Source organism: Roseivivax sp. THAF197b, from assembly GCF_009363255.1.
Classification (GTDB): domain Bacteria; phylum Pseudomonadota; class Alphaproteobacteria; order Rhodobacterales; family Rhodobacteraceae; genus Roseivivax.
In genome coordinates this window covers 149,310-174,583 of the sequence record NZ_CP045318.1, presented here as the reverse complement: position 1 = coordinate 174,583, position 25,274 = coordinate 149,310, and the positions used below count along the sequence as shown (strand labels likewise).

The 25,274-nt window shown below is 65.1% G+C and carries 24 protein-coding genes and 1 tRNA gene; 10 read left to right on the top strand and 15 right to left on the bottom strand.

The annotated features are described in order from the left end of the window. Positions 1-35: 35 nt before the first annotated feature. A complete protein-coding gene (locus FIV09_RS00870; RefSeq protein WP_152448208.1) occupies positions 36-218 on the top strand; it encodes a DUF1674 domain-containing protein in 183 nt (60 codons plus the stop codon). Between the two features lie 72 nt (positions 219-290). On the opposite strand, the gene FIV09_RS00865 is transcribed toward FIV09_RS00870, so the two are convergent. Both FIV09_RS00865 and dapB read right to left on the bottom strand, forming a co-directional pair. Further along, entirely contained in the window at positions 291-647 is a 357-nt protein-coding gene (locus FIV09_RS00865) for a dihydrodipicolinate reductase (RefSeq protein ID WP_152448207.1), read from the bottom strand. Positions 648-744: 97 nt separating this feature from the next. Next, positions 745-1,557 carry a 4-hydroxy-tetrahydrodipicolinate reductase gene (gene dapB / locus FIV09_RS00860; RefSeq protein ID WP_152448206.1) on the bottom strand — a complete coding sequence of 271 codons (813 nt, stop codon included), beginning with the start codon at positions 1,555-1,557 and terminating at the stop codon, positions 745-747. Between the two features lie 84 nt (positions 1,558-1,641). Here dapB and rbfA point away from each other — a divergent pair, with 84 nt between their 5' ends. The 6 genes from rbfA to lpxK all read left to right on the top strand — a co-directional run bounded on the left by rbfA (position 1,642) and on the right by lpxK (position 7,479). Beyond that, positions 1,642-2,040 (top strand): 30S ribosome-binding factor RbfA, encoded by a 399-nt coding sequence (gene rbfA / locus FIV09_RS00855; protein ID WP_152448205.1) that lies wholly within the window; start codon positions 1,642-1,644, stop codon positions 2,038-2,040. A 4-nt stretch (positions 2,041-2,044) separates the two neighbouring features. Then, positions 2,045-2,794 (top strand): phosphodiester glycosidase family protein, encoded by a 750-nt coding sequence (locus FIV09_RS00850; protein ID WP_152448204.1) that lies wholly within the window; start codon positions 2,045-2,047, stop codon positions 2,792-2,794. An 81-nt stretch (positions 2,795-2,875) separates the two neighbouring features. Continuing rightward, on the top strand, positions 2,876-4,222 hold the full coding sequence (locus FIV09_RS00845; protein ID WP_152448203.1) for a TldD/PmbA family protein: 1,347 nt from the start codon (positions 2,876-2,878) through the stop codon (positions 4,220-4,222). Then, on the top strand, positions 4,209-5,003 hold the full coding sequence (locus tag FIV09_RS00840) for a 3'(2'),5'-bisphosphate nucleotidase CysQ (RefSeq protein WP_152448202.1): 795 nt from the start codon (positions 4,209-4,211) through the stop codon (positions 5,001-5,003). Before FIV09_RS00845 ends, FIV09_RS00840 begins: the two co-directional genes overlap by 14 nt. 254 nt (positions 5,004-5,257) lie before the next feature. Next, the gene (locus FIV09_RS00835) at positions 5,258-6,472 is read left to right on the top strand and encodes a 3-deoxy-D-manno-octulosonic acid transferase (protein WP_152448201.1); all 1,215 of its coding nucleotides are present in this window, start codon (positions 5,258-5,260) and stop codon (positions 6,470-6,472) included. Then, entirely contained in the window at positions 6,472-7,479 is a 1,008-nt protein-coding gene (lpxK, locus tag FIV09_RS00830) for a tetraacyldisaccharide 4'-kinase (RefSeq protein ID WP_152448200.1), read from the top strand. The genes FIV09_RS00835 and lpxK overlap by 1 nt, the downstream gene beginning before the upstream one ends. Positions 7,480-7,494: 15 nt before the next feature. Here the strand turns inward: lpxK and FIV09_RS00825 are convergent, their stop codons facing one another. Then, positions 7,495-8,358, bottom strand: a complete 864-nt coding sequence (locus tag FIV09_RS00825; RefSeq protein WP_152448199.1) for an N-formylglutamate amidohydrolase — start codon at positions 8,356-8,358, stop codon at positions 7,495-7,497. A gap of 162 nt (positions 8,359-8,520) precedes the next feature. Here FIV09_RS00825 and FIV09_RS00820 point away from each other — a divergent pair. From FIV09_RS00820 to yghX, 3 genes are all read left to right on the top strand, one after another. Further along, positions 8,521-8,595: transfer RNA gene (locus tag FIV09_RS00820), tRNA-Val, on the top strand. 84 nt (positions 8,596-8,679) lie between these two features. Next, positions 8,680-8,805 carry a type B 50S ribosomal protein L36 gene (ykgO, locus tag FIV09_RS00815; protein WP_005850168.1) on the top strand — a complete coding sequence of 42 codons (126 nt, stop codon included), beginning with the start codon at positions 8,680-8,682 and terminating at the stop codon, positions 8,803-8,805. Positions 8,806-8,967: 162 nt separating this feature from the next. After that, positions 8,968-9,873, top strand: coding sequence for a YghX family hydrolase (gene yghX / locus FIV09_RS00810; protein ID WP_152448198.1), 906 nt, complete (start codon positions 8,968-8,970; stop codon positions 9,871-9,873). Positions 9,874-9,929: 56 nt separating this feature from the next. Here yghX and FIV09_RS00805 read toward each other — a convergent pair whose 3' ends face one another. The 12 genes from FIV09_RS00805 to fdhF all read right to left on the bottom strand — a co-directional run bounded on the left by FIV09_RS00805 (position 9,930) and on the right by fdhF (position 25,188). Then, on the bottom strand, positions 9,930-11,600 hold the full coding sequence (locus tag FIV09_RS00805; RefSeq protein ID WP_152448197.1) for a peptidoglycan-binding protein: 1,671 nt from the start codon (positions 11,598-11,600) through the stop codon (positions 9,930-9,932). Between the two features lie 35 nt (positions 11,601-11,635). Further along, entirely contained in the window at positions 11,636-12,847 is a 1,212-nt protein-coding gene (locus FIV09_RS00800; RefSeq protein WP_152448196.1) for a phenylacetate--CoA ligase family protein, read from the bottom strand. Between the two features lie 187 nt (positions 12,848-13,034). Continuing rightward, positions 13,035-13,307, bottom strand: coding sequence for an HdeA/HdeB family chaperone (locus tag FIV09_RS00795; RefSeq protein ID WP_172975593.1), 273 nt, complete (start codon positions 13,305-13,307; stop codon positions 13,035-13,037). 151 nt (positions 13,308-13,458) lie between these two features. Then, on the bottom strand, positions 13,459-14,283 hold the full coding sequence (locus tag FIV09_RS00790) for an ABC transporter ATP-binding protein (RefSeq protein ID WP_152448194.1): 825 nt from the start codon (positions 14,281-14,283) through the stop codon (positions 13,459-13,461). Positions 14,284-14,285: 2 nt separating this feature from the next. Continuing rightward, positions 14,286-15,050 carry a polysaccharide lyase gene (locus FIV09_RS00785; RefSeq protein WP_152448193.1) on the bottom strand — a complete coding sequence of 255 codons (765 nt, stop codon included), beginning with the start codon at positions 15,048-15,050 and terminating at the stop codon, positions 14,286-14,288. An 87-nt stretch (positions 15,051-15,137) separates the two neighbouring features. Beyond that, positions 15,138-16,439, bottom strand: a complete 1,302-nt coding sequence (locus FIV09_RS00780; RefSeq protein ID WP_152448192.1) for an ABC transporter substrate-binding protein — start codon at positions 16,437-16,439, stop codon at positions 15,138-15,140. Positions 16,440-16,499: 60 nt separating this feature from the next. Then, the gene (locus tag FIV09_RS00775; protein WP_152448191.1) at positions 16,500-17,576 is read right to left on the bottom strand and encodes a branched-chain amino acid ABC transporter permease; all 1,077 of its coding nucleotides are present in this window, start codon (positions 17,574-17,576) and stop codon (positions 16,500-16,502) included. Positions 17,577-17,659: 83 nt separating this feature from the next. Then, entirely contained in the window at positions 17,660-18,613 is a 954-nt protein-coding gene (locus FIV09_RS00770) for a branched-chain amino acid ABC transporter permease (protein ID WP_152448190.1), read from the bottom strand. A 123-nt stretch (positions 18,614-18,736) separates the two neighbouring features. Further along, complete coding sequence (locus FIV09_RS00765) at positions 18,737-19,549, bottom strand: ABC transporter ATP-binding protein (protein ID WP_152448189.1); 813 nt, start codon at positions 19,547-19,549, stop codon at positions 18,737-18,739. 3 nt (positions 19,550-19,552) lie between these two features. Next, on the bottom strand, positions 19,553-20,140 hold the full coding sequence (locus tag FIV09_RS00760) for a hypothetical protein (RefSeq protein WP_152448188.1): 588 nt from the start codon (positions 20,138-20,140) through the stop codon (positions 19,553-19,555). Continuing rightward, positions 20,137-22,113: an AMP-binding protein gene (locus tag FIV09_RS00755; RefSeq protein ID WP_152448187.1), complete on the bottom strand. Its 1,977-nt coding sequence runs from the start codon at positions 22,111-22,113 to the stop codon at positions 20,137-20,139. Before FIV09_RS00755 ends, FIV09_RS00760 begins: the two co-directional genes overlap by 4 nt. Before the next feature lie 288 nt (positions 22,114-22,401). Beyond that, positions 22,402-25,188, bottom strand: coding sequence for a formate dehydrogenase subunit alpha (gene fdhF, locus FIV09_RS00750; protein ID WP_152448186.1), 2,787 nt, complete (start codon positions 25,186-25,188; stop codon positions 22,402-22,404). Positions 25,189-25,274: the final 86 nt, after the last annotated feature.

The window sequence follows — 25,274 nt, the reverse complement described above, 5'->3', positions numbered from 1 at the left end:
CGTATATCAACCGTAGCGAACCGGAGGAACAGCGAATGACCGACGAAAAACGCGACCTGCCCCCCGCCGCCCAGCGCGCTCTGGCAGAAGCCGAAGAGCGGCGAAAGAAGGCCGAAGCGGAACAGACGGCCCTGCCGTTGGAGCTTGGTGGCCGCGACGGGCCGGAGCCCGTGCGCTACGGCGATTGGGAAAAGAAGGGCATCGCGATCGATTTCTGATCGCGAATGCTGCGGGGTGTCCGCGACGGATCACCTTGCAAACGGCCCTCGGTCTTGTCGAAGGGTGAGGCCTTAGCGAAGGGTGAACCCGGCCGACCGGCCTTGCCCACGGTCCGACGTGAAGGTGATGCGGTTTCCGTCGGCGGTCACGAGCTGGCAATTATAGCCCAAGGGATCGCCACCCCATTCGAGATCGCGGCAGAAGAAACCATCTTGCCAGGTCCAGTTGCCGGTCACGTCCCAAGCAGCACCCGTGCCCGAGATCTGACCGCTCGGGGTGACTTGCAAGTTGACCAGAGGGCGCGTCAGCCGCTTGCCCTGAACGAGCTCCACGAATTCCTGCTTGGTTCCGATCCGCTCAGCCGAGGCGTGCGCTGCGATCGGGGCGGCCATGGCCGCGCAGAGACCCAAAGTTACAGCAATGCGCATGTCATCATCTCCAAAACTGGCTACGGAGACAAAAATAGCGGGCTTTGCCATAAGGCAAGCTGGGCTGACAGCCGTGTGAGAGGTTGAAACAAAGCCCTCAGGTCAGGCCGAGCACGTCCAGCATGTCGTAAAAGCCTGCCGGTTGCTCCAGACCCCAGCTTGCGGCCTTGAGCGCACCACGCGCAAAGAGCGCCCGGTCGGAGGCCACGTGCCGCAGCACGATCCGTTCGCCGGAACCTGCGAAGATCACGTCATGCTCGCCCACGATATCGCCGCCGCGAATCGCGGAAAACCCGATATCGCCGCGTTTGCGCGCGCCGGTGATCCCGTCACGTCCCCGGTCGGAGACATCGCCCAGCGCCACGCCACGGCCTTGGGCGGCGGCCTCACCCAGCATCAGCGCCGTGCCGGACGGCGCGTCGACCTTGCGGTTGTGATGGGCCTCAACGACCTCGATGTCGAAATCGGCATCGAGCGCTTCGGCGACCTTCCGCGTGAGCACCGTCAGCAGATTCACGCCGAGCGACATGTTGCCCGCGCGGATCTGCACCGCGCCCTCCGACGCCGTCTCGAGCGCTTTGATCTGATCGTCGGTGAACCCCGTCGTGCCGATGACATGGACGGTGCCGCGCGCCGCCGCCAGGCGCCCGAAGGCGATGGTCGCGTCGGGTGCCGTGAAGTCGATCACGACCTGAGCCTCGGCAAAGGCGGCTTCAGCGTCGTCGGTGACCATGATACCGGTCTCTGCACCGCCCATCGCGGCCCCAAGGTCCCGGCCAACCCAGTCATGTCCCGTCCGCTCGATCGCGCCCGCCAGCCGCAGCTTGTCCGAGCCTGCGATCTCCTGCACCAGCATCCGGCCCATCCGGCCCGACACACCCGTTACCACCACGCCCGGCAGATCGCCCATCACATCGCTCCATCACAGCTTTCGCGTTCCTTACCGCGCATGCGCCGCCTTGGCAAAGCGGGGTCGAAGGCGTATCTGCCCCTCATGGCAAAACGAAGCTTTCATGACGGCCCCGGACCCAGCCAGCGCCAATTGCGCGTGGGCGAACTTGTGCGCCGCACCCTTTCGGACGTGCTGATGCGCGGGGATATCCACGACCCCGACTTGCAGGGCATGTCGATCACCGTGGGCGAGGTGCGCGTGTCGCCCGACCTCAAGGTGGCGACGGCTTATGTGGTCCCGCTCGGCGGCAAGGGGCAGGACACGGTCGTCAAACTGCTCGCGCGGAACGCGGGCGAGCTGCGGCGCGCGGTCTCGAAGAACCTGACGCTGAAATTCGCGCCGGAGCTGCGTTTCCGTCTCGACGAGACCTTCGACAAGCTCGACGAGACGCGCCGTCTGTTCTCACAGGAGGATGTGCAGCGCGATCTGGACGAGGATTGAGCCGATGCGCTGGCCTGCCCTCCTGTTCCCGATGCTGTTCGGCGCCCTGCCCGGACCTGCCGACGCGCAGGCCGTCTCCTGCGAACAGATCACGCATGACGGTACGCCCTATACGATCTGCCGGACGGATGCGGCGCAGGATCTGCGGCTGTTTCTCTATAATGCCGAGGGTCAGCCCTACGGACAGTTCGGGCAGGTCGAGCAGACACTGAATGCGCAGGGCCAGAAACTGGCCTTCGCGATGAATGCGGGCATGTATCACCCCGACCGCGCGCCCGTCGGCCATTATGTCGAGGATGGCGCAGAGATCAGCCGCGTCGTCGCTTCACCCGGACCGGGAAATTTCGGCCTGCTGCCCAACGGCGTGTTCTGCATCCGCGATGGCCGCGCGGACGTGATCGAAACCCGGCGCTTCGAGGCCGATAGCCCGGACTGCATCCATGCGACGCAATCGGGCCCGATGCTGGTGATCGACGGCGAATTGCATCCCCGCTTTCTCAAGGACAGCGACAGCCGCTACGTGCGCAACGGCGTGGGCACTTCGGCGGACGGACAGGAGATCGTCTTCGCCATCTCCGAAGTGCCCGTGACCTTCCACGCATTCGGACGGCTCTTCCGGGACGAACTGAAGATGCCGCAGGCGCTGTTTCTCGATGGCAATATCTCGCGGCTTTATGCGCCCGCGCTCAATCGCGCCGATTTCGGCCGCCCGATGGGGCCCATCGTGGGCATCGTGGTCCCTGCGGCGGAATAGGCCCGCGCCTTGCGCTCGGGCGGGCTGCGGCCTACCTCTGCCATGCCTGCCTGATACGGGTGCATGTAATGCGAAGTGCCGATGACCCATGATCTCGACAACCTGACCCACCAGCTTCTCGATGCCGCCCGCAAGGCTGGTGCCGAGGCTGCCGATGCGATGGCCGTGGACGGCACGTCGCTGTCGGTGGATGTGCGCGGCGGCGCTCTCGAACAAGCGGAGCGGTCAGAGGCGGTCGAGATCGGGCTGCGCGTCCTTCTGGGGCAACGCTCCGCCACGGTCTCCGCGTCGGATGTCCGTGCCGAAACCATGGCCGAGATGGCCGAGCGGGCTGTCGCCATGGCGCGCGAAGCGCCCGAGGATCCCTATATCGGCCTGGCGGAGGCGGACGCGCTGGCCCGCGACTGGGATATCGACGCGCTGGAGCTTTATGATCCGGCAGCAGAGCCCGATCCCGCCATGCTCGAGGACGATGCCCGCCGCGCCGAAGCCGCGGCCCTTGCGGTGGAGGGCATCACCCGGATCGACGCCGCCTCTGCGGGATATGGCGCGACGCGCGTGCATCTTGCTGCGACAAATGGCTTTTCGGGCGGATATCGCCGCACCCAGCGCTCAACCTCCTGCGTGGCGATTGCCGGCGAGGGCACCGGGATGGAGCGTGATTACGACGGCGATGGACGCATCTTTCAGTCCGATTTGCGCAGCCCCGAGGAAATCGGGCGCAGTGCGGGCGAACGGACCATGGCGCGGATGGCGCCGCGTCGCCCCAAGACCGGCGCCTATCCGGTCCTCTTCGATGAACGCATATCCTCCTCGCTGATCGGGCATCTCCTGTCGGCGGCTTCCGGGCAGTCGGTCTCGCGCGGGGCGTCCTGGTTGCGCGACGCCTTGGGCCGGGAGGTGCTGCCCGCGGGCCTTTCCCTGACCGAAGATCCGCACCGTCCGCGCGGGATGTCCTCGCGCCCGTTCGATGCCGAGGGCCTGCCGACCCGCCCCCGCGCCATCGTCGAGGACGGCGTGCTGAAATCCTACACGCTCGATCTGGCCTGCGCGCGCAAGCTCGACCTTGCCCCGACCGCCAATGCCGCGCGCTCCGTGGCGTCCGGCCCCTCGCCCTCGGTGTGGAACGTGGCCTTGTCGCAGGGCAGTCAGACCCGCGACGACCTGATCGCCGAGATGGGCACCGGGCTGATCGTGACGTCGATGATCGGCGCGACGATCAATCCGAATACCGGCGACTATTCCCGCGGCGCGGCAGGCCTCTGGGTCGAGAACGGGCAGATCGCCTACCCTGTCTCGGGCGTGACCATCGCCGGATCGCTGCCCGATTTCCTGCGCCGCATGACGCCAGCCAATGACGCGCGGCCCTGGCTCAGCCGGGTGGTGCCATCGCTACTGGTCGAGGGCCTGACCCTTGCCGGAGACTGATCTCGCGCTTCTCCTCCGCGCGGCAGAACGCGCCGCGGAAACCGCGACCAGCTTCATCGGCGGGCCGCTCGGCACGCGCGACAAGGGCGATGGGCAAGGCCCGGTCACCGCCGCAGATATCGCCGTGAACAACGTGCTCGAAGACATCCTGCGCAGTGCCCGGCCAAGCTATGGCTGGCTGTCCGAGGAAAGCGATCACGATCCGCTGCGCCTGGCCTCGCCCACCACCTTCATCGTCGATCCGATCGACGGGACTCGCAGCTTCATCGACGGCTCCGACACCTGGGCGCATTCGCTGGCGGTGGCGGAGAACGGCCAGATCACCGCCGCCGTCGTGTTCCTGCCCATGCGCGACAAGCTATACGAGGCCGCACTCGGCACCGGTGCGCGGCTGAACGGGCAGCCCATCGCGCCCACGACGCGGGCCGAGATCACGGGCGCCGAGGTGCTGGCAACGAAGCCCAATATTGACCCCAAGCATTGGCCGGGCGGCACGCCGGATTTCCGCCGCTCGCACAGACCGTCGCTGGCCTACCGTATGTGCCTTGTCGCCGACGGCTCCTTCGACGCGATGCTGACCTTCCGCGACGCCTGGGAATGGGACGTGGCGGCGGGCGCGCTGATCCTTGCCGAAGCGGGGGCGCGCGTCAGCGACCGGGCGGGCGGCGCATTGCAGTTCAATACCGAGCGGGCGATGACCGACGGCATCGTCGCAGGTGGCCCCCGCATCTGGCAGGGCACGCTTCGCGCGCTCGGACACGCGCTGCCGCAGGCGGGCTAAACCGCCGCATCGCTTGCATTTCGCCGCACGCCGCGCGTAATCGGGAAAGGCGCGGTCGTTTGTCCCCGCGCAGTCCCGAGGAGACCGGTCGCATCGAACCCTTGGTATGCATGTCCTGTTCAGACACGGCGTTCCGACGCGCCCACGCGGTTGCGTCGGAGATCCTCGCCCGTGCGCAGCACTACGCGATACCTGCGCCTTGCGCGATAGGCGCGAGCCACGGGCGCATTTCTGCGCGGCGGAAAAGCTAGACGATGTCGCGCCGCTCCCTCGCCCTCTCGGCTTATCTGGCATTGTCCCGGACGCAGGACGGTCCGCGCTCAGAGGACGACATCCCGACACGGCCCGCGGGTCAGCTCGTCTGGATGCATGCGGAGACGGCGCGCGATGCGACGGCGCTGGCGGCCCTTGCCCAACGGCTCTTGCAGCCGAACCCCGATCTGTCCTTCCTGTGGACCGGGCACGCGCCCCGCGACGCGCGTCTTGCGAGCGGCTTGCCCGAGGAGACGATCTCCGCGACCCAGGCGTTCCTTGCACATTGGCGACCCGATCTGATGGTCTGGTCCGGGCAGAGCCTTCGCCCCGCCCTGATGGAGGCCGCGCATGAGGCGCATCTGCCCTGCCTGATGGTCAATGCCGACGAGGCTTCGTTCACCACGCCCGCGCCGCGCTGGATGCCCGACATGACCGCTGCGGCCCTGATGCGCTTCGACGTGGTGTTCTGTACCTCGCGGGAGGCGGAGCGAAAGCTGCGGCGCTACGGGCTTGAAGGACATCAGATCGTTCGGGCGGGCATTCTGAACGATGCGCCGCCCCCGCTCGATTGTGCGCCCGAGCTTCACGAAGAGGTGGCCGCGTCCATCGGCGGGCGGCCGATCTGGCTTGCCGCGCGTCTGCCTGCCGCAGAGACGCGCATGGTGCTCGACGCGCATGTGGCCGCGGGCCGTCTCGCGCCGCGACTGTTGCTGGTGATTGTGCCGGCCACGACGGAAGATGCGGATGCCGCCTGGGCTGCGGCCGATGCAACCGATCTCAGGACATGTTTCTGGGATGCGGGCGAGATGCCCGACGAGCTGACGCAACTCGTGCTGTGCGAAGGGCCCGATGAGCTGGGCCTGTGGTATCGCCTCGCCCCGCTGGCCTATCTTGGCGGGTCGCTGGCAGCCGGTCAGTCCGATACCAATCCGCTCGAGGCCGCAGCCCTCGGCTCCGCGATCCTCTACGGGCCGAATGTGGGGCGCTACCTTTCGACCTATACGCGGCTCGTGGAGGCCGGTGCGGCGCGGATCGTGCGCGATTCGGATTCGCTGGCCGCCGCGGTCAGTCAGATCATCGCGCCAGACCGGGCCGCCAGCATGGCCCATGCCGGTTGGGACGTGGTCACTGCAGGGGCCGAGACGGAGGACAGGGTGATCGCGCGAATCTCGGAACAGCTGGACCGCCGCAGCGCAAAGACGGAGGCCCGCTGATGCGCCCGCCTGCCTTCTGGTCCGCCCCGCCGGATGCGCCCGGCGCGATGGCCCGGCTTCTCGCGCCCCTGTCGGCGGTGACGGCTGCGGTGACGGCCCGCCGGGTGGCGCAGCCCGGTCTTCGGCTTCCCGTGCCGGTCATCTGCGTCGGCAACATCAACGCCGGCGGCACCGGCAAGACGCCCACGGTCATGGCCCTGCTGGAACGCCTGGGCGCCCGGGGAATTGCCGCGCATGTGGTTTCCCGCGGGTATGGCGGATCGGAAACCGGGCCGCTGCGGGTCGATCCCCGTCGGCACGATGCGCAGGCGGTCGGCGACGAGCCTTTGTTGCTGTCGGCCTTCGGGCCGGTCTGGGTGGCGCGCGACCGGGCCGCAGGCGCTCAGGCCGCGGTGGAGGCCGACGCGCAAGCGATTCTGCTCGATGACGGTTTCCAGAACCCCGCGCTGCAGAAGGATCTGAGCATCGTCGTGATCGACGCCGTGCAGGGCTTCGGGAATGGGCGTTGCCTGCCTGCCGGCCCCCTGCGCGAACCGATCGCGGCCGGGCTGGCCCGCGCGGACCTGACGCTCTCGATCGGGCCTGATGAGGCGCAGGACGCCCTCGCCAAGACGTGGCCCGCGCTGACCCGATTGCCGCGTGCCACCGCCGCCTTGGCCCCCCTGCAGACCGGGATGAACTGGGAAGGCCTCAGAACGCTGGCCTTCGCAGGCATCGGCTACCCGGAGAAGTTCTTTGCGACCTTGCGCGGGCTCGGGGTCGAGATGATCCGCGCCGAGGCGCTGGACGACCATCAGGCCCTGTCGCCCGCGCTGCTGACGCGGCTCGAAGCGGAGGCCTCCGCGCTCAACGCGCAGCTCGTCACGACCGAGAAGGACGCGGTTCGATTGCCGGATACGTTTCGGATGAAGGTGCTGACACTGCCGGTTCGGCTGCGATTCGCGGATGCGCAGCCATTGGAGGATGCACTCGACAGGCTGTTCCCGGACGTCAACCGGCCCCGGTGACGCAGGCCTGCGCCGCTACTCGGCGGCCAGGGGCGGCGCGTTTTCGGCGCGCAGGCTTGCAATCTCGGCGATGACGCCGCGCAGCAGCTTTCGAAAGGCATGGAAATTCGCGTTGGGCCGGATTTCGCGTTCGTCCATGTAGATGGCGCGGTCGATCTCGATCTGCACGGTGTGCTGTCCGCGCGACGGACGACCGTAATGCTGCGCGATATAGGCACCGGCAAACGGCGTGTTACGCACCACGACAAGGCCCGCGCGTGTGAAGGCGGCCTCGATCCGGTCGACGAGCGCCGGATCGGCAGAGGCGCCGAAACGGTCACCCAAAACGATCTCGGGCCGCACACCACCCGAGCGCGCCGCCCCTTCGGCCGCTTCATGCGGCATGGAGTGGCAATCGATCAGCACCGCCTGCCCGAAGCCCATCCTGGCCTCGTCGAGAAGCTGTTGCAGCCGCTGGTGATAGGGCCGCCAATATCCGTCGAGCCGACGCTCGGCCTCGGCCAGGGGCAGCTTGCCGCGATAGATCGAGCGACCATTGGCCACCACGCGGGGCACCACGCCAAGCCCGGAGGCCACGCGCGGATTGTGACCCACACGGCGCACGCCTTCGACGAGCGCCGGGTCCATTTCCTCCGCCGCGCGATTTAGATCCACGAAGGCCCGCGGTGCGCCCGCCTTCAGGAACGGCGCGCCGTAATCCGGCGCACAATCGAAGAGGCGATCCACATAGGCATCTTCCGACGAGCGAATCGTGTGCTGGTCGAGCACCGTGTGACGCAGGAACGACCACGGGTAATCGCGCCCCGAATGCGGGGATGCGAAGACCACGGGCGATGTCAGTCGCTCCGGCCGGTAAACGTGATACGCCGATTTGGGCATGACTGCTCCTTGCGATTGGCTGCAAGATAGCGCGAATTTTTCTATCACCAAAAGCCCTTGATCTCATCGGTGCAACCTTTTAAAGACCGCTCCACCGGCGCGGGGTCTTCCGCGCCCCATTTCGTTATGGGGTGCGTCGCATGGAAGGCCGCAAGGCGGGATGGGCGGTTAGCTCAGCGGTAGAGCACTACGTTGACATCGTAGGGGTCACTGGTTCGATCCCAGTACCGCCCACCATCGAATTCACTGCCTCGGGGCCTATTTCCGGGGTGAACAGACACCCAAAGGCGCGCTTGGCGCCGCGATATGAGGAGAAGGCCGATGAAAGTCCGGAATTCGCTCCGCTCGCTCAAGAACCGCCATCGCGATTGCCGCGTTGTGCGCCGTAAGGGCCGAGTTTACGTCATCAACAAGACCCAGCGCCGCTTCAAGGCTCGCCAGGGCTGATCCGGTCGGATCGCTGATGTGCAAAAGGCCGCTCCTTCGGGAGCGGCCTTTTTCTTTGCCTGTAGGGGCGTTCCCCAATTGTGATGCGGCCGTGTCACTGGGCTCTGCTACGCTTTTCGCGGCGGACAGTCATGGTCCGCGCACACCAACCCGGAGCGTATGATGACCGACATCCCCCCCCCTGCGCGCAAGAAAGCGCGGGATTTCGACCAGCGCATCCTCGAAATTTTTGACGGATATGTGCATGGCAAGATCTCCAAGCGCGATTTCATCACTCAGGCGGGCAAATACGCCGCCGTCGGAGTGACCGGCGCGATGATTCTCGAACAATTGCAGCCGAATTATGCCTGGGCACAGCAGGTCGCCCCCGACGATCCGGATATCGAAACCGAGATCATCGAATATGACAGCCCCGAGGGTCACGGAACGATTCGCGGCCTTATGGCGAAACCCGCAGGGGCGTCAGGCCCCCTTCCGGCGGTGCTGGTCGTCCACGAGAACAGGGGGCTCAATCCCTATATCGAGGACGTCGTGAGACGTGCGGCCAAGGCCGGGTACATGGCGCTTGGCCCGGACGGGCTGACGCCGCTCGGCGGATATCCGGGCACCGACGAAGAAGGGCGTGAAATGCAGCGATCGCTCGACGGGGCGAAGCTGATGGCGGATTTCTTCGCCGCATTCGAGTTCCTGCGTGACCACGACGGATCGACCGGGAAGGTCGGCGCGGTGGGCTTCTGCTATGGTGGCGGCGTCTGCAACGCGCTGGCCGTGGCCTATCCCGAACTCGCAGCCTCCGTGCCCTTCTACGGACGCCAGCCCGCCGCCGAGGACGTGCCTGCCATCGAGGCACCGCTTCTGATTCATTATGCCGGGCTGGATGAGCGGATCAACGAAGGCTGGAATGCCTATTCGGAGGCGCTGCGTGCGAACCAGAAGGCGTTCAGCGTGCACTTCTACCCCGAGGTGAACCACGGCTTTCACAACGACACGACACCGCGCTACGACGAGGACGCGGCACGCCTCGCCTGGGATCGGACGCTGGAATTTTTCGAGGACAAGCTGGCCTGACCAGTCCCGGAAGCATAAGGGCAGCGGAGCGCTTAAGCACCGCTGCCCCTTAATCCTCAGCGTCGGATCGAATCGGCCAGAAGCCGCACGACCGTCAGCTGATCGAGATAGCCGGTGACGGTCAGACCGCGCGATTGCTGGTAGCGGCGAATGGCGCGGCGGGTATCGGCATCGAAGGTACCATCGACGCGCCCCGGCTCCAGATCGAACGCTTCGAGCCGCACCTCCGCGAGACGCCGCGCGATGGGCGATAGGTTCAGGGCAGCTTCCTGCGCCTGGCTTTGGGCCTCGGCCTGCCGCTCCGCACTGGGACGGGACAGCTCGGATATGCGCCGCTGCGCCTCTGCGGCGAAGGCACCGTCCGGATAGGATTGCAGATAGCCGCGATAGGCGCCCTCGGTGCCGGTGGCTTGTGCCTCGTCCCAGGCCGCGCGGTCCTGTGCTGCGGCAGCGGCGCGCGCCTCGGCTTCGATCTCGTTCAGCCGCCGTTCCGCTTCGGTCGCGAAATCACCATCGGGATACCGGTCGAGATAGGCGCGCAGATCCGCTTCCGCGCCCGACGCTCCGGTCTGCTGCCAATAGGCCTGATCGGCGCGGGCGCGTTCTTCCTCGCGGCGGGCCGCTTCGCGCTCAAGCTCTGCGGCGCGATCCGCGGCCTGATCGTCGAGACGCGCCACCTGATTCCCGGTCAGAAAGCCCGTACCCTCGATCCGGTTGTTGCGCTGCCATTCGGTGATCGCATTGCGGGTGCCGGGTCCGAAGATGCCGTCAATCCCGCGCGTGTTGTAGTCAAGCAGCGTCAGATCGCGCTGGATCTCGGCGCGCGCTTCGCGGTCGAGTTGCAGCGCCTCTTCGGCCTGTCGCGCCTCCCGGTCAGGATCGGCGGCGATTGCGGCGATCCGGTCGCGCGCTTCAGCCGCATTGGGGCCAGCCGGGAAGGCCGCGAGATAGAGCGCGTAGGCTTCGCGCGTGTCCTCGGAGACGGCTTCGCGCCAGAGCCGGGCTTCGGCTTCGACATCAAAGGGCGGTGGGGTCGATTCCGCCGCCTCGCTTGGGGGCGCCTCTTCCTCGGCCGGAGGCAGCGGAAGGAAGGCGAAATCCTCGGGCGCATATCCCCCGACATCCAGCTCCGCTTCTCGCGCGAGCGGCAGGAGCGTGCGCGCAGGCACGGGCAGGTCGCGGGTGATCAGCCGCGTTGTCGGTGCGGCCTCTCCCCGGATCAGCGTGACGCCTTGGGGCATTTCGAGCGGCCCTGCGCCATCCTCGAAAAACCGCGCAGAAACCGCGTCGGCCTCCGCTTCGGCCACGACCAACAGCGCGCGGCCGGGATATTCGGCCAGAACCGAAAGAACAGGCGCAAGCGGCATGGCCTCCGCATAAACCGCGGCGGCATCTGCCGCCTCCGCATCGGGCGGCAGCAGATAGGTTTCCGCGCTGCTATGAAGGAACCGCCCCGACAGCAGGACAGCGACGCGATCCGTGTCCTCATCCAACGTCTCAAGGAAACGAGCCAGCCCATCGGCCATTTCCGCAGCATCCGCGCCGCGCAGCGCCAGAACGTCCGCACCCTCGTCCCGGAGCGGCCCGACAGCGCCCGCGATCCCTTCAGAGCCGCGCAGGCGGTCCAGAACGGAGGGCGCTGCATTCTCGATCAGCAGCACAGCCGGATCGGCCAGCGCCGTGCTGCCCCAGAGGCAAAGTCCCACAAGGGGTCCGAAGCGAAGCATAAAGGTCCTTTCTCCGGGCCTGTTCGGCGCCGGGATCAGTCGTAGCTGCGGGTATCCTCGATCACGACCCCGTCGCGCGGCAGGCTGCCGGGGGCCACGATCTCCACCGTCGCCTTGAGTTTCAGAATGTCGGCGATGCTGGCTTCGAAGGCGGAGCCGTCCGAAGCGGTGCTTTCGAGACGCACGGTCATGACATCGCGCTCATCGGCGCGGGACGCGATCACGCGCGCGCGCTCGATTTCGGGGTGACGCGCGACAAGCTCGGCCACCTGTTCGGGACGCACGAACATGCCCTTGATCTTGGTGGTCTGGTCGGCGCGTCCCATCCAGCCCTTGATGCGCATGTTGGTCCGTCCGCAGGGGCTCTGACCGGGCATCACCGCCGACAGATCGCCCGTGGCGAAACGAATGAGTGGGTAGTCGGGATTGAGCGTGGTCACGACAACCTCGCCAACCTCGCCCTCGGGCACGGGATTGCCGGTGCCGGGGGTGACGATCTCGACGATCACGCCCTCATCGACGATCATGCCCTCCAACGCGTCGCTCTCATAGGCGATGAGGCCCAGATCGGCGGTTGCATAGCATTGCAGGCAGTCGATGCCGCGCGCGGTGTAGAATTCGCGCAGCGAGGGGAAAAGCGCCCCTCCCGAGACGGCGGCCTTGGCGAAGGACAGCGCGATCCCCATTTCATCGGCCTTCTCGAGGATGGCCTTGAGGTAATCGGGCGTGCCCGCATAGGCCGTGCTGCCCACATCGGCGGCGGCGCGCACCTGCAATTCGGTCTGGCCCGTGCCCGCGGGAAGAACCGTCGCACCGATGGCGCGCGCGCCCGATTCGAACATCATCCCCGCAGGCGTCAGGTGATAGCCGAAGCAATTCTGGATGACGTCACCATTATGCAGGCCCGCCGCGCGCAGGAACCGGCCCAGGCGGAACCAGTCATCATCGATATGGCCCGGCTCGTAGATGGGTCCGGGGCTTTGAAACACATGGCTGAACGAGCCGAGCGGACCCGCCATCGCGCCAAAGGGCGGGGCGGAGGATTGCGCCGCGACGAGGTCGGATTTGCGCAGCACCGGCAGACGCGCCAGGGCGTCGAGATCGGTGATATCCGAGGCGTCGATCTCGCGCAGATGCGCGAAGCCTTCAAGCGCCTGCGCGCGGGCCACCTGATGCGGCAGGGCGTCGGCAAGATCGCGCGCGCGCTCGTCGGCGCTGCGCATCTCAAGAGTATCGGGCTCGGTCATTGCGGGTCTCCTCCTGCGATCTGCGCAGATCGGCGCAGGTCATTCCATATCGAGGGGGACGCTATCAGATATCCGCTCGGGCGCGACCCCGCCGGGCCCGCTGCGGCGGGCTTTTGCAGGGCCAGCGCATGAAAAAACCCGAACGCGGTTTCCCACGTTCGGGTCGGTCATTCAGATAATCCGAAGATTAGCCTGCGGTCGCCGCGTTCAGGACAGTGAGGTCCTCGGAACCCGACTCGGAACAAGCCGTGTCGATCTGGATCATCAGCGCGTCTGCTTCCGCGGGGGTTTCGAGCTGCTCCATCACGGCTTCAGCAAGACCCATCTTGCCTTCGTCATCCATGTCGATGAATTCGGCGCAGGTCACAGCGGCGGGGTCCATGGCATGCGCCGCGGCGAAAGCTGCGGAACCGGAAGCGGCAAGGCCAAGGGCGGCGAGAATGGTCGTCGTCGTCTTCATAACAAGTCTCCTTCGTTGGACATCGTGTTGCATACGATGATCTGAAAACGAGGCGGCGTTAGGAAGAGTTCCCAAGAATCATGCGCTGACGAAACATATATTTTTCTTGTCGGCTCTTGCCGAAACTTTCGGTCGCTCTAGACGCCCGCGCTCAGGACAGCCACCGCTTCCGGCGCCGGTAGGACCGCACGTCGCGGAAGCTTTTTCGTCCCTCGTCCGACATGCCGAGATAGAATTCCTTCACATCCGGGTTCTCGCGCAGTTCGGCAGCACTGCCTTCCATGACCACACGACCCGATTCAAGAATGTACCCGGTATGCGCAAAGCGCAGCGCCACATTGGTGTTCTGCTCGGCCAGCAGGAAGGACACGCCCTCGCCTTCGTTGACGGCCTTCACGATCTCGAAGATCTGCTCCACCAATTGCGGGGCAAGGCCCATCGACGGCTCATCGAGAAGGATCGTCTCGGGCCGCGACATCAGCGCGCGACCGATGGCGCACATCTGCTGCTCCCCGCCCGATGTGTAGCCCGCCTGGGATTTCCGGCGCTCTTTCAGACGCGGGAAGTAGTCGTAGACCATTTCGAGATCCGCCTCGACCGCGCCCTTGCCGTCCTTGCGGGTATAGGCGCCGGTCAGCAGGTTTTCCTCGACGGTCAGGTGGCCGAAACAATGGCGACCCTCCATGACCTGGATGACGCCGCGCTTCACGAGCGCCGCGGGATCGAGGCCCTGGACCCGCTCGCCCTTATAGAGGATCGAGCCCTTGGTGACCTCGCCGCGCTCGGAATGCAGCAGGTTCGAGATCGCCTTGAGCGTCGTCGTCTTGCCCGCACCATTGCCGCCCAGTAGCGCCGTGATGCCGCCCTGTTGAACGGTCAGGGACACACCTTTGAGCACGAGGATCACGTGGTTGTAGATCACCTCCACGTTGTTGACCTCGAGAAGCGCGTGGTCGGTCTTGGCTGCGTCGAGCATGGCTATTGTACCTCGGCTTGCGTGCGTCCCTGTCGGACATTGCGGTAGAAGACGGTGGCATCCGGGCACGGCCCGCCGCAGCGGGACACGAAGGACCGGTAGAGCCCGTATTTGAAGTAGAGCGGATCGTTGGCGTTCGTTGTGGCGCCGCGGTACGACCAGACCGGCCGTCCGTTCATCCAGACATTGATGAACCCGTCCTCGCCCCGTGACCACCGGGCCTGCACCATGATGCGCGTCCAGCGGTTGGTCAGGTCGTCCTGCCGCGCGATGCGGATCTGGCGATAGGGTCCGATCGGGTTCATCGGATCGTCGTCGAGCTGAAACGGGTTCGAGAGATTGATGAAGAACCCGTCCGAATAGAGTTGAAACAGAAGTTCCGGCCCGCTGCGTTCACGCTGATGCACCTGCCCGAACGTGTAGCCCGGGCCGTTCCCACGCAGACGCGGAAACCCGTCCGAAGGCAGGTAGAAGGACCATGCGTACCAGCGCTCGTCGCCGGGCCGGATGGATTGCCGTTTGTCGAAGAACTCGACCCGTTCGCGGTCATCGCGGCAATCGCCGTTATTGCGAACGCAATCGCCCGCCTTCAACGTGAACCGCTCCCCTTTCGTGCCATCGCTGAAGCTCACCCGTGCGTAGGAATACGGCTTCTTCGGCGACTGAATCTCCATCTGGCCACCTTCCGACAGGCTGCGTTGTGCCTGCGCGGAGGGCGCGGTGAAGAAAAGCCCGCATGTCACGAATATGACCGTCAGAAGTCGCATGCCGTCAGGGTCTCGGGGTTGGAAGGGGCGCGTGCCGGAATTCGAGAAAGGGGGACGGCGCACTGCCGCCCCCCTCGCGTGCAGGCCTTAGCCTTCGGCGTTGCACTCTTCGTTCGTGGGCCAGGGCGCGTTGGCCTCGGCATACTCGCCCGCCTTGTCGGCGATGAGCTGCTGATAGTCCGACGTGTCGGGCAGCATGTGGTCGGAGACCTTCACGAACTGCTCGCCGTCCCACTCCAGCATCCAGCCACCGGAATGACCGGTATGGTTGGCGCAGGAGGTCGAGAACGGCGGCACCATGCCGGTGAGGCCCAGCTCATCGATGCGCTCCTCGGTCATGTTGATGTTCTCAAGACCCCAGCGCAGCTGGCTCGCGTCGATCTCGGCTGTGCCGAACTCCTGCTGCGCGGCGGTGATGCCTTCGGCGAGGATCGCAGAGATGACGATACCGCGGCCATAGAAGACGCCCGACATTTCCTCGGGGTTCGACTGCGACAGGCCCGCATCGACGACATGCTTCTGGATGTCGGCCATCACCGGTGCTTCGGCGTTCGGGAACGACCAGGAGATCGACTTGTAGCCCGCGCCATCGGCGCCGACGATCTTGAGGTCGGCATCATGCCCGGCCCACCAGACACCAATGAAGTTTTCCATCGGGAACTTGGTCTTCACCGCTTCGGTGATGGCACCGGCATTCATCGCACCCCAGCCCCACATCACGACGTAGTCGGGACGCTCGCGGCGGATCTGCAACCACTGCGCGGACTGGTTCTGCATTTCCTTGAGGCCCACCGGGATCGGCAAAAGCTCGAAGTTCAGCTCACCCGCCTTCTTCTCCAGCAGCGGCAGCGGCTCCTTGCCGTAGGGGTGATCGAGATGCAGGAAGGCGATCTTCTTGCCGTCAAGGCTGCCGTTCTCGTCGTGCAGGTATTGCAGGATCATCGAGGCCGCGTCCCAGTAACCGGACGGCGTGTTGAACGCCCACTGGAAGACCTTGCCGTCAGCCATCGGCGAGAAGCCGTAGCCGGGGGCGAGGATCGGGATCTCGTCCACGTTGGTCTTGGGCAGAACCTGCAGGGTGATGCCGGTGGACCAGGGCTGGGTCACGATCGCACGGCCCTTGGTCTTCTCGTAGCATTCCACGCCCTTCTCGGTGGAATAGCCGGTCTCGCATTCCTCGGCGTTGACCATGATGCCGCCGACGCCGCCATCGCGCGCGTTCAGCATGGCGAAGTAATCCGCCTGACCGTTCATCAGCGGAATGCCCGTGGCCGCGAAGGGACCGGTGCGATAGGCGAGGTTCGGTGCGTAAAGCTCCTGCGCCACCGCCGCCGTGCCGAGCGTCGCGCCCAGCACCGCCGCCGCGGCGAGTTTCGTAAAGTGTCTCATTCTGTTTCCTCCCATTGGATGAATCGACGTTATCGTTGTTTTTGGGTCGCCCCGGTCACATTAATGCGGGAACGGCCAGATGATCAGCTTCTCGCGGATGAGACGCCAAAGCTGTGCCAGACCGTGAGGCTCCACGATCAGGAAGAAGATGATGAGCGAGCCCACGATCATGATGTTGAGATGCTCGACCAGCGCAGATGAAATCGACAGGCCAAGTGCTGCGGGCAACAGGTTCAGAACCACCGGCAGGCCGACGATCAGGATTGCGCCCAGGTAATTGCCGAGGATCGAGCCCAGCCCGCCGATGATCGCGATGAAGAGCACCTGGAAGCTGAGCGGAATGTCGAAGAGGTTGGGTTCCGCCGCACCCTTCCACATGAAGACGTAAAGCGCGCCCGCGACGCCCACGACATAGGACGAGATCGCAAAGGCGATGAGCTTCGATTTCATCAGGTTGATGCCGATGAGTTCGGCCGCGATGTCCATGTCGCGCGTGGCTTTCCACGTCCGCCCGAGATTGCCCCGCGTGAGGTTGATGCAGAGCATCGTCATCACCGTCACGATCACCAGGACGAGGTAATATTGCGTCACGGAGCTTGCGAGGGGGCCGGTCAGGTAGACCCCGAACATCTCCGTATTGGGCACCTGGATCGCGCCCGAGGCATTGTAGTTGTAAAGCCACGCCCATTTCTCGAAGAGCCAGACGAGAAAGAACTGCGCGGCCAGCGTCGCGATGGCGAGGTAGAAGCCCTTGATCCGCAGCGACGGAATACCGAAGGCCACGCCAATCCCCGCGGAGAACACGCCCGAGAACAGGATCGCCACGATCGGGTTCATCCATGGAAACAGCGTGATCAGCTTGTAGCAGGCATAGGCCCCAACCCCCATGAAGGCGCCAGTGCCCAGCGAAAGCTGCCCGGCATAGCCCGTCAGGATATTCAGCCCCATCGCCGCCAGCGCGTAGATCATCACGGGGATCAGAAGGGTCTGGTAGGCGAATTCGGACGCGATCAAGGGGAAGATCACATAGGCCACGATCAGGATGGCGATCAGCAGAACCGCATCCTGCCGGATCGGAAACAGCGCCTGATCGGCCTTGTAGCTCGTCTTGAATTGTCCGGCGGTGCGATAAAGCATGTGGCTTGTCCTGCGTCATTGGGCGTCGGTGAGGGTCGGTCTGGTCAGAGGCGGCACGGATCGGGTGTGATCCGCGCGCCTCGCTACACCCTCTCGATGATGCGCTCCCCGAAGAGGCCCTGCGGGCGGAACAGCAGCACGATGAGCGCCAGCACGAAGGCGAACCACGTCTCGGTATTGCCGCCGAGGAAGGGCTGCCCCCAGTAGATCTCGAACAGTTTCTCGAGCATGCCGATCATCAGGCCGCCGACGATTGCGCCGGTGATGCTCTCCAGCCCGCCCAGCATGAGAACCGGCAGCGCCTTGTAGGCGATCACTTCGAGCGCGAAGGACACGCCCGCGCGTGCGCCCCAGGCAATGCCCGTCACGAGCGCGATGATGCCTGCGATGAACCACACGAGAACCCAGATCGTCTGAAGCGAGATGCCCACGGACAGGGCGGCCTGGTGATCGTCGCCCAGCGCCCGGATCGCACGGCCCATCTGCGTGTAGTTGAGGAAGGCCAGAAGCGCCAAGACGAGAAGCGTGGCCACGACGACCACCGTGATGTCGAGATGCTGCAGGATCAAGAGGCCGCCGAAGGGCTCCAGCACGAAATCCCCGGTGGGAATGCCCAGCTCCTCGGTGATCATCACCTTGTTCTCGCCGCCGAAGATCGTCTCGCCCGCGCCAATAAGGAACAGCGTGATGCCGATCGTCGCCATGAAGAGGATGATATCGGGCTGGCCCACCAGCGGGCGCAACACGACCCGTTCGATGGTCACCGCAAGGCCGAACATCACCACCAGCGTCAGACCCACCGATATCCAGGCGGGCACGCCGAGCGCATGCAGGCCCACAAGTGTCAGGGCCGCGAACACGACCATGATGCCTTGTGCGAAGTTGAAGATCCGGCTGGAACGGAAGATCAGCACGAACCCGAGCGCGATAAGCGCGTAGAGGATGCCCGAGACGAGCCCCTCCCACAGCACCTGCATCAGGAAGTCCGGCGCCGTGAACATATCGACGAAGGGGGCGATAAGGTATTCGTAGAACATGTTAGCTCCTGCCTTGCTGCGGCGTCGGGGCGATTTTCAGGTCTTGGTTGTGGCGGGGCTGGTCGCCTTCCGCTGGGTCCGGCGCGCCGTGCATGCGCAGGGCCTGATGACATCTTCGGCGCATCAGTGCTGAACCCCCAGATAGGCGTCGATGACCGCCTGGTTGTTGCGCACCTCGTCGGGCGAGCCGTCACCGATCTTCTTGCCGTAATCCATCACCACGACCCGGTCCGAGAGATCCATGACCACGCCCATATCGTGCTCGATCAGGCAGATCGTGGTGCCGAACTCGTCGTTCACGTCGAGGATGAAGCGGGACATGTCCTCCTTCTCCTCGACGTTCATGCCCGCCATCGGCTCGTCGAGCAGCAGGATGGACGGCTCGGCCGCCAAGGCGCGCGCCAGCTCGACCCGCTTCTTCAGACCGTAGGGCAGACGGCCCACCGGCGTCTTGCGGATGTTCTGGATTTCGAGGAAGTCGATGACCTTCTCGACGACCTCGCGGTTTTCCATCTCCTCGTCGCGGGCCTTGCCCCACCAGAGCGCTTGCGAAAAGACGCCCGCGTTCATGTGCGTCAGCCGCCCGGTCATGACGTTGTCGAGCACGGTCATGCCTTCGAAGAGTGCGATGTTCTGGAACGTCCGCGCGACGCCCATCCGGGCTACTTCGAACGGTTTCATCGGCGGGCGCTTTTCGCCCTTGTAGAACACTTCGCCCTCGGACGGCGTGTAGAAGCCCGAGATAATGTTGAGCATCGACGACTTGCCCGCCCCGTTCGGGCCGATGATGGCGCGTATTTCGCCCTCGCGCACATCGAAGGAAATGTCGTTGATCGCCACCACACCGCCGAAGCGCAGAGTGATGTTCTTCATCTCCATCAGGACGCCGCCGATCTGGCGGCCATCCGCGGTGATGTAGCCTTCGGTATCCTTCATGCCCTAGCCCTTATCCGTTTGGGAGACGGTGCAATTCATGCCGATCAGCCGCGCGTAGAAGCTGGCCGTACCTGGCGCCCATTCGATATTGATCCGACCCGCCGCGAGGCAGCCCGAGGGCCTGCGCTGGTGGATGTCCTTTTCCAGAAGCGCCGCGTCGTTGAAGGTGAAATCGCCCTGGGTCCAGCCCGCGGCGAGCATCTCGTCGTAGCGCGCCATCGTGGCCGCATGCGCGGCCTCGAGCGCCTCCGCGGGCACCTCCGTTTCGGTCCAGACAAGGCAATGGCGCGCATTCTTGGGAACAGCCACGTCACTCGCACCGAAGCGCAGCCGCAGATCATGCGGCTCGGCATGGATCTGCCGTGCGATGCCACCGGGGCCTGTGCCCTTCTCGATAAGGGGGCCGAGCCCGTCCACGGCCATGTCCTCGCCCGCGATATAGCCGATGCATTGGTCCATCAGCCGCGTCCAAGTCGCCTCGAACTCCGCACTTGCCCGCGCCTCCGCGACAGGTCCGATCATCAGCGCGGCACAGAGCGCACCTGTCCAGCACGTCGATGCGCCGGGGATCGCGGGCAGGCGAGCGATCACTCTGCCGCCTCCAGCGTCTTGGTCTCGACGGGCACGACCTTGGGCGCGCGGGCATAGAGCGTGGCCTTGATCTTGCCCTTGCGACCGTCCTCGTAGGTCACTTCCGTCTCGGTGTAGACGCTGTCCGCATCGGCATAGAGCCCCTCGACCAGATCGGCGAACTTCTCCTCGATGATCTTGCGGCGGACCTTGCGGGTGCGCGTCAGCTCGCCATCGTCGGCGTCGAGCTCCTTGTGCAGCACGAAGAAACGGTGGATCTGGCAGCCTGACAGCATGTCGTCCTCCGCGACGGAGGCGTTCACCTCCTCCACATGGGACTGGATCGTGTCGAGCACCTGCTTGTTCTGCGCGAGCTCCTGGTAGGAGGCATAGGCGATGTTGTTTCGCTCGGCCCAGTTGCCCACGGCGGCGAGGTCGATGTTGATGAACGCGACGCAGCGGTCCCGGTTCGCCCCGAACACCACCGCTTCGAGGATGTTGGGGTAGAACTTGAGCTTGTTCTCCACGTATTTCGGCGCGAAGAGCGCGCCATCGGCCATCTTGCCCACATCCTTGGCGCGGTCGATGATCCGCAGATGACCGGTATCTTCCTCGATGAAGCCCGCATCGCCCGTGGCGACCCAGCCTTCCGCGTCCTTCGTTCCAGCGGTCGACTCGGCGTTCTTGTAATACTCCACGAAGACGCCCGGAGAGCGGTAGAAGACCTCTCCGTTCTCCTCGATGCGGATCTCGACGCCCGGGGACGGCACACCGACCGTGTCGGAGCGGACCTCGCCATCGGGTTGCTGGGTGATGAAGACCGACGCCTCGGTCTGGCCGTAAAGCTGTTTCAGGTTGATGCCGAGCGCGCGATAGAAATCGAAGATCTCCGGCCCGATGGCCTCACCGGCGGTGTAGCCCACGCGGACGCGCGAAAAGCCCAGCGCGTTCTTCAGCGGCCCGTAGACCATGAATTCGCCGAGCCGATATTTCAGGCGGTCCATGACACCCACGCTTTCGCCGTCGAGTATCTTCGGGCCGACCCTGCGCGCATGGTCCATGAATTGGTGGAACATCTTCCGCTTGAGCGGTCCTGCATCCTCCATCCGGATCATGATCTGTGTCAGCTGCGTCTCGAAGACGCGCGGCGGCGCAAAGTAATAGGTGGGCGCGATTTCCCGCAGATCGGTCATCATCGTGTCCGGGCTTTCGGGGCAGTTCACGCAGAACCCCGCCCAATAAGCCTGCCCGACCGAGAAGATGAAATCGCCGACCCAGGCCATCGGCAGATAGGCGAGGATCTCTTCCTTTTCGGTCAGGTGATCGAACTCGCAGGAGGCCTTCGCGGTCTCGATGATATTGCGGTTGGACAGCACCACGCCCTTGGGCTTGCCGGTCGTGCCAGAGGTGTAGAGCATGACGCAGGTATCGTCGTAGCCGAGGCCCCCGCGCCGCTTGTCCAGCTCGGCCTTCTGCGCAGCACTGGCTTTGCGGCCCACTTCCTGAATATCGGCGAAGGACGTCAGGGTGCTGTGGTCGTATTTCCGCATGCCCCGCGGATCGAGATAGATCATGCGGTGGAAATCGGGCAGCCGGTCCTCGATCTCGAGCACCTTGTCCACCTGTTCCTGATCTTCCGCGATCACCAGCTTGGCGCCGCAATGATCGAGGACATAGGCCATCTCCTCGGCGACCGCGTCCTGATAGAGCGGCACCGGCACGGCACCCACGGATTGGATCGCCACCATCGACCAGTAGAGCGAGGGACGGTTGCGCCCGATGATGGCGACGAAATCACCCGGCGCAACGCCCAGATCCAGAAGACCCAGCGCGAAGGCTTCGATCTCGGCTTCCACCTCGGACCAGGTCCAGGTCTGCCAGATTCCGTATTCCTTCTCGCGGAAGGCAGGCCGCGTCCCGAAGCGGGTCGCGTTGCGGTGCAACAGTGCAGGAACGGAGCGCAGGTCGCCTGCGCCCTCGGACGTCTGTGTCAAAGCGTTTCCTCCCGGCAGCCCGTTTTCCGGGCCTTTTTCGGTCTGCCTTGCCGTGGCAAGTGCATCGCCTCCTCCAAGGCTGTGACCACATTAGGTCCGGCCCGGCCCTTTGGGTCAAGCCCCTTGGCGTCGCGGGAGAAAAAAATTGAACACTCATTAAATTAATGACGGAATTGCGGGGTGTTCCGCCCTGCCCTGTCGAAGTGAAACGGCGCGAAAATGGGCGATTTTGGCGCGAATCACCCCGTCAGGCCGCGAGGGGACGCGGCCCGACTGTAAGGGACGCACCTATTCCGCGGCGACCCGGCTTTCCGCATCCGCTTCGATCAAGACGGCGGAATACTTGAACTCCGGGATCTTCCCGAACGGATCGAGCTGCGGGTTGGTCAGCACGTTGGCCGCGGCCTCGACGAAAGCGAAGGGAATGAAGGCCGTCTCGGGTGCCACGTTGCGATCCGCGCGTGCGAGCATGCTGATCGTGCCGCGCCGCGTTGTCAGTCGAACGCGCCCGCCCGCCGGCACATCGAGCCTGCGCAGCGTCGACGGGTGCAGCGAACAGGTGGCCTCGGGCTCCACGGTATCGAGCGTCACCGACCGCCGCGTCATCGACCCCGTGTGCCAGTGTTCGAGCTGCCGCCCCGTGATCAGGATCATCGGGTACTCCTTGTCCGGGCTCTCGGCAGGCGGTGTCACGCGCGCGGGCGTGAACTGCGCGCGGCCCGCGCGGCGCGGGAAGCCGTCCCCGAACACCACCGACTGGCCCGGATCGTCCGGCCCCTTGCAGGGATAGGTCACGGCCCCTTCGTTCTCGAGCCGCTTCCAGGTGATGTGGTGCAGCGACCGCATGGACATCTTCATCTCGTCGAAGACCTCGCGCGGATCGTCGTAGTCCCAGTCGAGCCCGATGCGGCGCGCGAAATCGACGAGGATCTCCCAGTCCTGCCGCGCCTCCCCCGGCGGCTCGGTCGCCGCGCGCACCACCTGCACGGTGCGGTTGGTGTTGGTGACGGTGCCCGTCTTCTCGAAGAGCGCCGAGGCCGGGAGAATCACGTCCGCGAACATCGCCGTCTCGGTCAGGAAGATGTCCTGCACCACGAGGCAGTCGAGCTTGGCCAACGCCTTGCGCGCGTGTTCCACATCCGGGTCGGACATGGCCGGGTTTTCGCCCAGAACGTACATGCCCCGGATCGAGCCGCGATAGACGCGGTCCATGATCTCGACGACCGTCAGGCCGGGTGCGGCGTCGATCTCGGTACCCTGCCAGATATGCCGGAAGAGGTCGCGCACATGACCGTCCGTGACGGTCTGATAATCGGGCATGACATGCGGGATGAGGCCGGCATCGGACGCACCCTGCACGTTGTTCTGACCGCGCAGGGGATGCAGGCCCGTGCCGGGACGCCCCACATGCCCGCAGAGGAGCGCGAGCGAGATCAGGCAGCGCGCATTGTCGGTGCCGTGGATATGTTGGCTCACGCCCATGCCCCAGAAAATCATGCCGCGCTGCGCGCTTGCGAAGTCCCGCGCCACAGCGCGGATCGTGTCCGCGTCGATGCCGCAGATCTCGGCCATCTTCTCGGGCGGGAAGGCGCGAATGTGATCGCGGAACTCGAAGAAGCCTTCAGTGAAGCCCTGAATGTATTGCCGGTCGTAGAGCTTTTCCTCGACGATCACGTTCATGATCGCGTTCAGCAGCGCGACATCGGTGCCGGGCTTGAACTGCAGGTTATGCGTCGCGTGCCGCTTCAGCCCGTTCTGCAAGCGCGGATCCATGACGATCAGATTGCCGCCGCGCTTGGCGAATTGCTTGAAATAGCTCGCCGCGACGGGATGGTTCTCGGTCGGGTTGGCGCCGATGACGATGGCGACATCCGCGTTCTCGATCTCGTTGAAGCTGGCGGTGACCGCACCCGAGCCCACGTTCTCCTGCAACGCCGCGACGGAGGAGGCGTGGCAGAGCCGCGTGCAATGGTCCACGTTGTTGTGCTTGAAGCCCTGCCGGATGAACTTCTGGAAGAGATACGCCTCCTCGTTGGTGCATTTCGCGGATCCGAAGCCCGCCACCGACTGCCCGCCGAAATAGGAGCGCAGATCCACGAGCCCGCGCGCCGCGACCTCCAGCGCCTCCTCCCAGGTCGCTTCGCGGAAATGCGTCCAGGGGTTTGCCGGGTCAACATTAAGCCCCTTGTCGGGCGCGTCTTCGCGGCGAATGAGGGGTTTCGTCAGCCGGTCGGGGTGCTGGATGTAGTCGAAGCCGAACCGCCCCTTCACGCAGAGACGCCCTTCATTCGCGGGCCCGTTGATGCCGTCCACGCGCTTGACCGCGCCATCCTTGACCTTGATCGACACCTGGCAGCCCACGCCGCAGAACGGGCAGACGGATTTGACCTCTTCGTCGAAATCACGGCTATCGCCTTCCTGCGCGGCGTTCAGTTCGGTCGCGGGCATCAGCGCGCCTGTGGGGCAGGCCTGAACGCATTCGCCGCAGGCCACGCAGGTCGAGGCGCCCATCGGGTCGTCCTGATCGAAGACCGGGAAGGCATCGTGCCCGCGACCGCCCATGCCGAGCACGTCGTTCACCTGCACGTCACGGCAGGCCCGGACGCAGAGGTTGCACTGGATGCAGGCATCGAGGTTGACGCGCATGGCGACGTGGCTGTCGTCCAGAAGCGGGATGCGGTCGGGCTCCATCGTCGGCAGGCGGCTTTCGCTGACGCCGACCTGATCGGCCATGTCCCAGAAATGCGACGACCGATCATGCGCCGCGTCACGTTCGGGCTGGTCGGCCATCAGCATCTCGATGACCATCTTGCGCGCGCTTTCGGCGCGCGGGGTGGCGCTGCGCACCTCCATGCCCTCGGCTGCTTCGCGGATGCAGGAAGCGACGAGATTACGCTCGCCCTCGACCTCGACCATGCAGGCGCGGCAATTGCCGTCGGGTTTGTAGCCCGGCTCGGGCCGGTGGCAGAGATGCGGGATGACCAGACCGCGCCCATGCGCCGCTTCCCAGATCGTCGTGCCCTTGGGCACCTCGACACTGTCGCCATCAAGCGTGAAGCGGATCGTTTCGGCCATGTCGCATCTCCTTCATTCACTTCCTGTCTATGCCAAGGCCCGATGGCGCCCCACCCCCAATTCCGACCTGATGTGCGGAATTTACG

Coding starts and splice junctions, on each gene's coding strand:
- FIV09_RS00765 (WP_152448189.1), bottom strand. CDS start 19,549: ATGAAGGATACCGAAGGCTACATCACCGCGGATGGCCGCCAGATCGGC.
- lpxK (WP_152448200.1), top strand. CDS start 6,472: ATGCGCCCGCCTGCCTTCTGGTCCGCCCCGCCGGATGCGCCCGGCGCG.
- FIV09_RS00785 (WP_152448193.1), bottom strand. CDS start 15,050: ATGCGACTTCTGACGGTCATATTCGTGACATGCGGGCTTTTCTTCACC.
- ykgO (WP_005850168.1), top strand. CDS start 8,680: ATGAAAGTCCGGAATTCGCTCCGCTCGCTCAAGAACCGCCATCGCGAT.
- FIV09_RS00780 (WP_152448192.1), bottom strand. CDS start 16,439: ATGAGACACTTTACGAAACTCGCCGCGGCGGCGGTGCTGGGCGCGACG.
- FIV09_RS00805 (WP_152448197.1), bottom strand. CDS start 11,600: ATGCTTCGCTTCGGACCCCTTGTGGGACTTTGCCTCTGGGGCAGCACG.
- FIV09_RS00790 (WP_152448194.1), bottom strand. CDS start 14,283: ATGCTCGACGCAGCCAAGACCGACCACGCGCTTCTCGAGGTCAACAAC.
- rbfA (WP_152448205.1), top strand. CDS start 1,642: ATGGCAAAACGAAGCTTTCATGACGGCCCCGGACCCAGCCAGCGCCAA.
- FIV09_RS00850 (WP_152448204.1), top strand. CDS start 2,045: ATGCGCTGGCCTGCCCTCCTGTTCCCGATGCTGTTCGGCGCCCTGCCC.
- FIV09_RS00825 (WP_152448199.1), bottom strand. CDS start 8,358: ATGCCCAAATCGGCGTATCACGTTTACCGGCCGGAGCGACTGACATCG.
- FIV09_RS00800 (WP_152448196.1), bottom strand. CDS start 12,847: ATGACCGAGCCCGATACTCTTGAGATGCGCAGCGCCGACGAGCGCGCG.
- FIV09_RS00795 (WP_172975593.1), bottom strand. CDS start 13,307: ATGAAGACGACGACGACCATTCTCGCCGCCCTTGGCCTTGCCGCTTCC.
- FIV09_RS00835 (WP_152448201.1), top strand. CDS start 5,258: ATGTCGCGCCGCTCCCTCGCCCTCTCGGCTTATCTGGCATTGTCCCGG.
- FIV09_RS00845 (WP_152448203.1), top strand. CDS start 2,876: ATGACCCATGATCTCGACAACCTGACCCACCAGCTTCTCGATGCCGCC.
- FIV09_RS00770 (WP_152448190.1), bottom strand. CDS start 18,613: ATGTTCTACGAATACCTTATCGCCCCCTTCGTCGATATGTTCACGGCG.
- FIV09_RS00775 (WP_152448191.1), bottom strand. CDS start 17,576: ATGCTTTATCGCACCGCCGGACAATTCAAGACGAGCTACAAGGCCGAT.
- yghX (WP_152448198.1), top strand. CDS start 8,968: ATGACCGACATCCCCCCCCCTGCGCGCAAGAAAGCGCGGGATTTCGAC.
- fdhF (WP_152448186.1), bottom strand. CDS start 25,188: ATGGCCGAAACGATCCGCTTCACGCTTGATGGCGACAGTGTCGAGGTG.
- FIV09_RS00865 (WP_152448207.1), bottom strand. CDS start 647: ATGCGCATTGCTGTAACTTTGGGTCTCTGCGCGGCCATGGCCGCCCCG.
- dapB (WP_152448206.1), bottom strand. CDS start 1,557: ATGGGCGATCTGCCGGGCGTGGTGGTAACGGGTGTGTCGGGCCGGATG.
- FIV09_RS00870 (WP_152448208.1), top strand. CDS start 36: ATGACCGACGAAAAACGCGACCTGCCCCCCGCCGCCCAGCGCGCTCTG.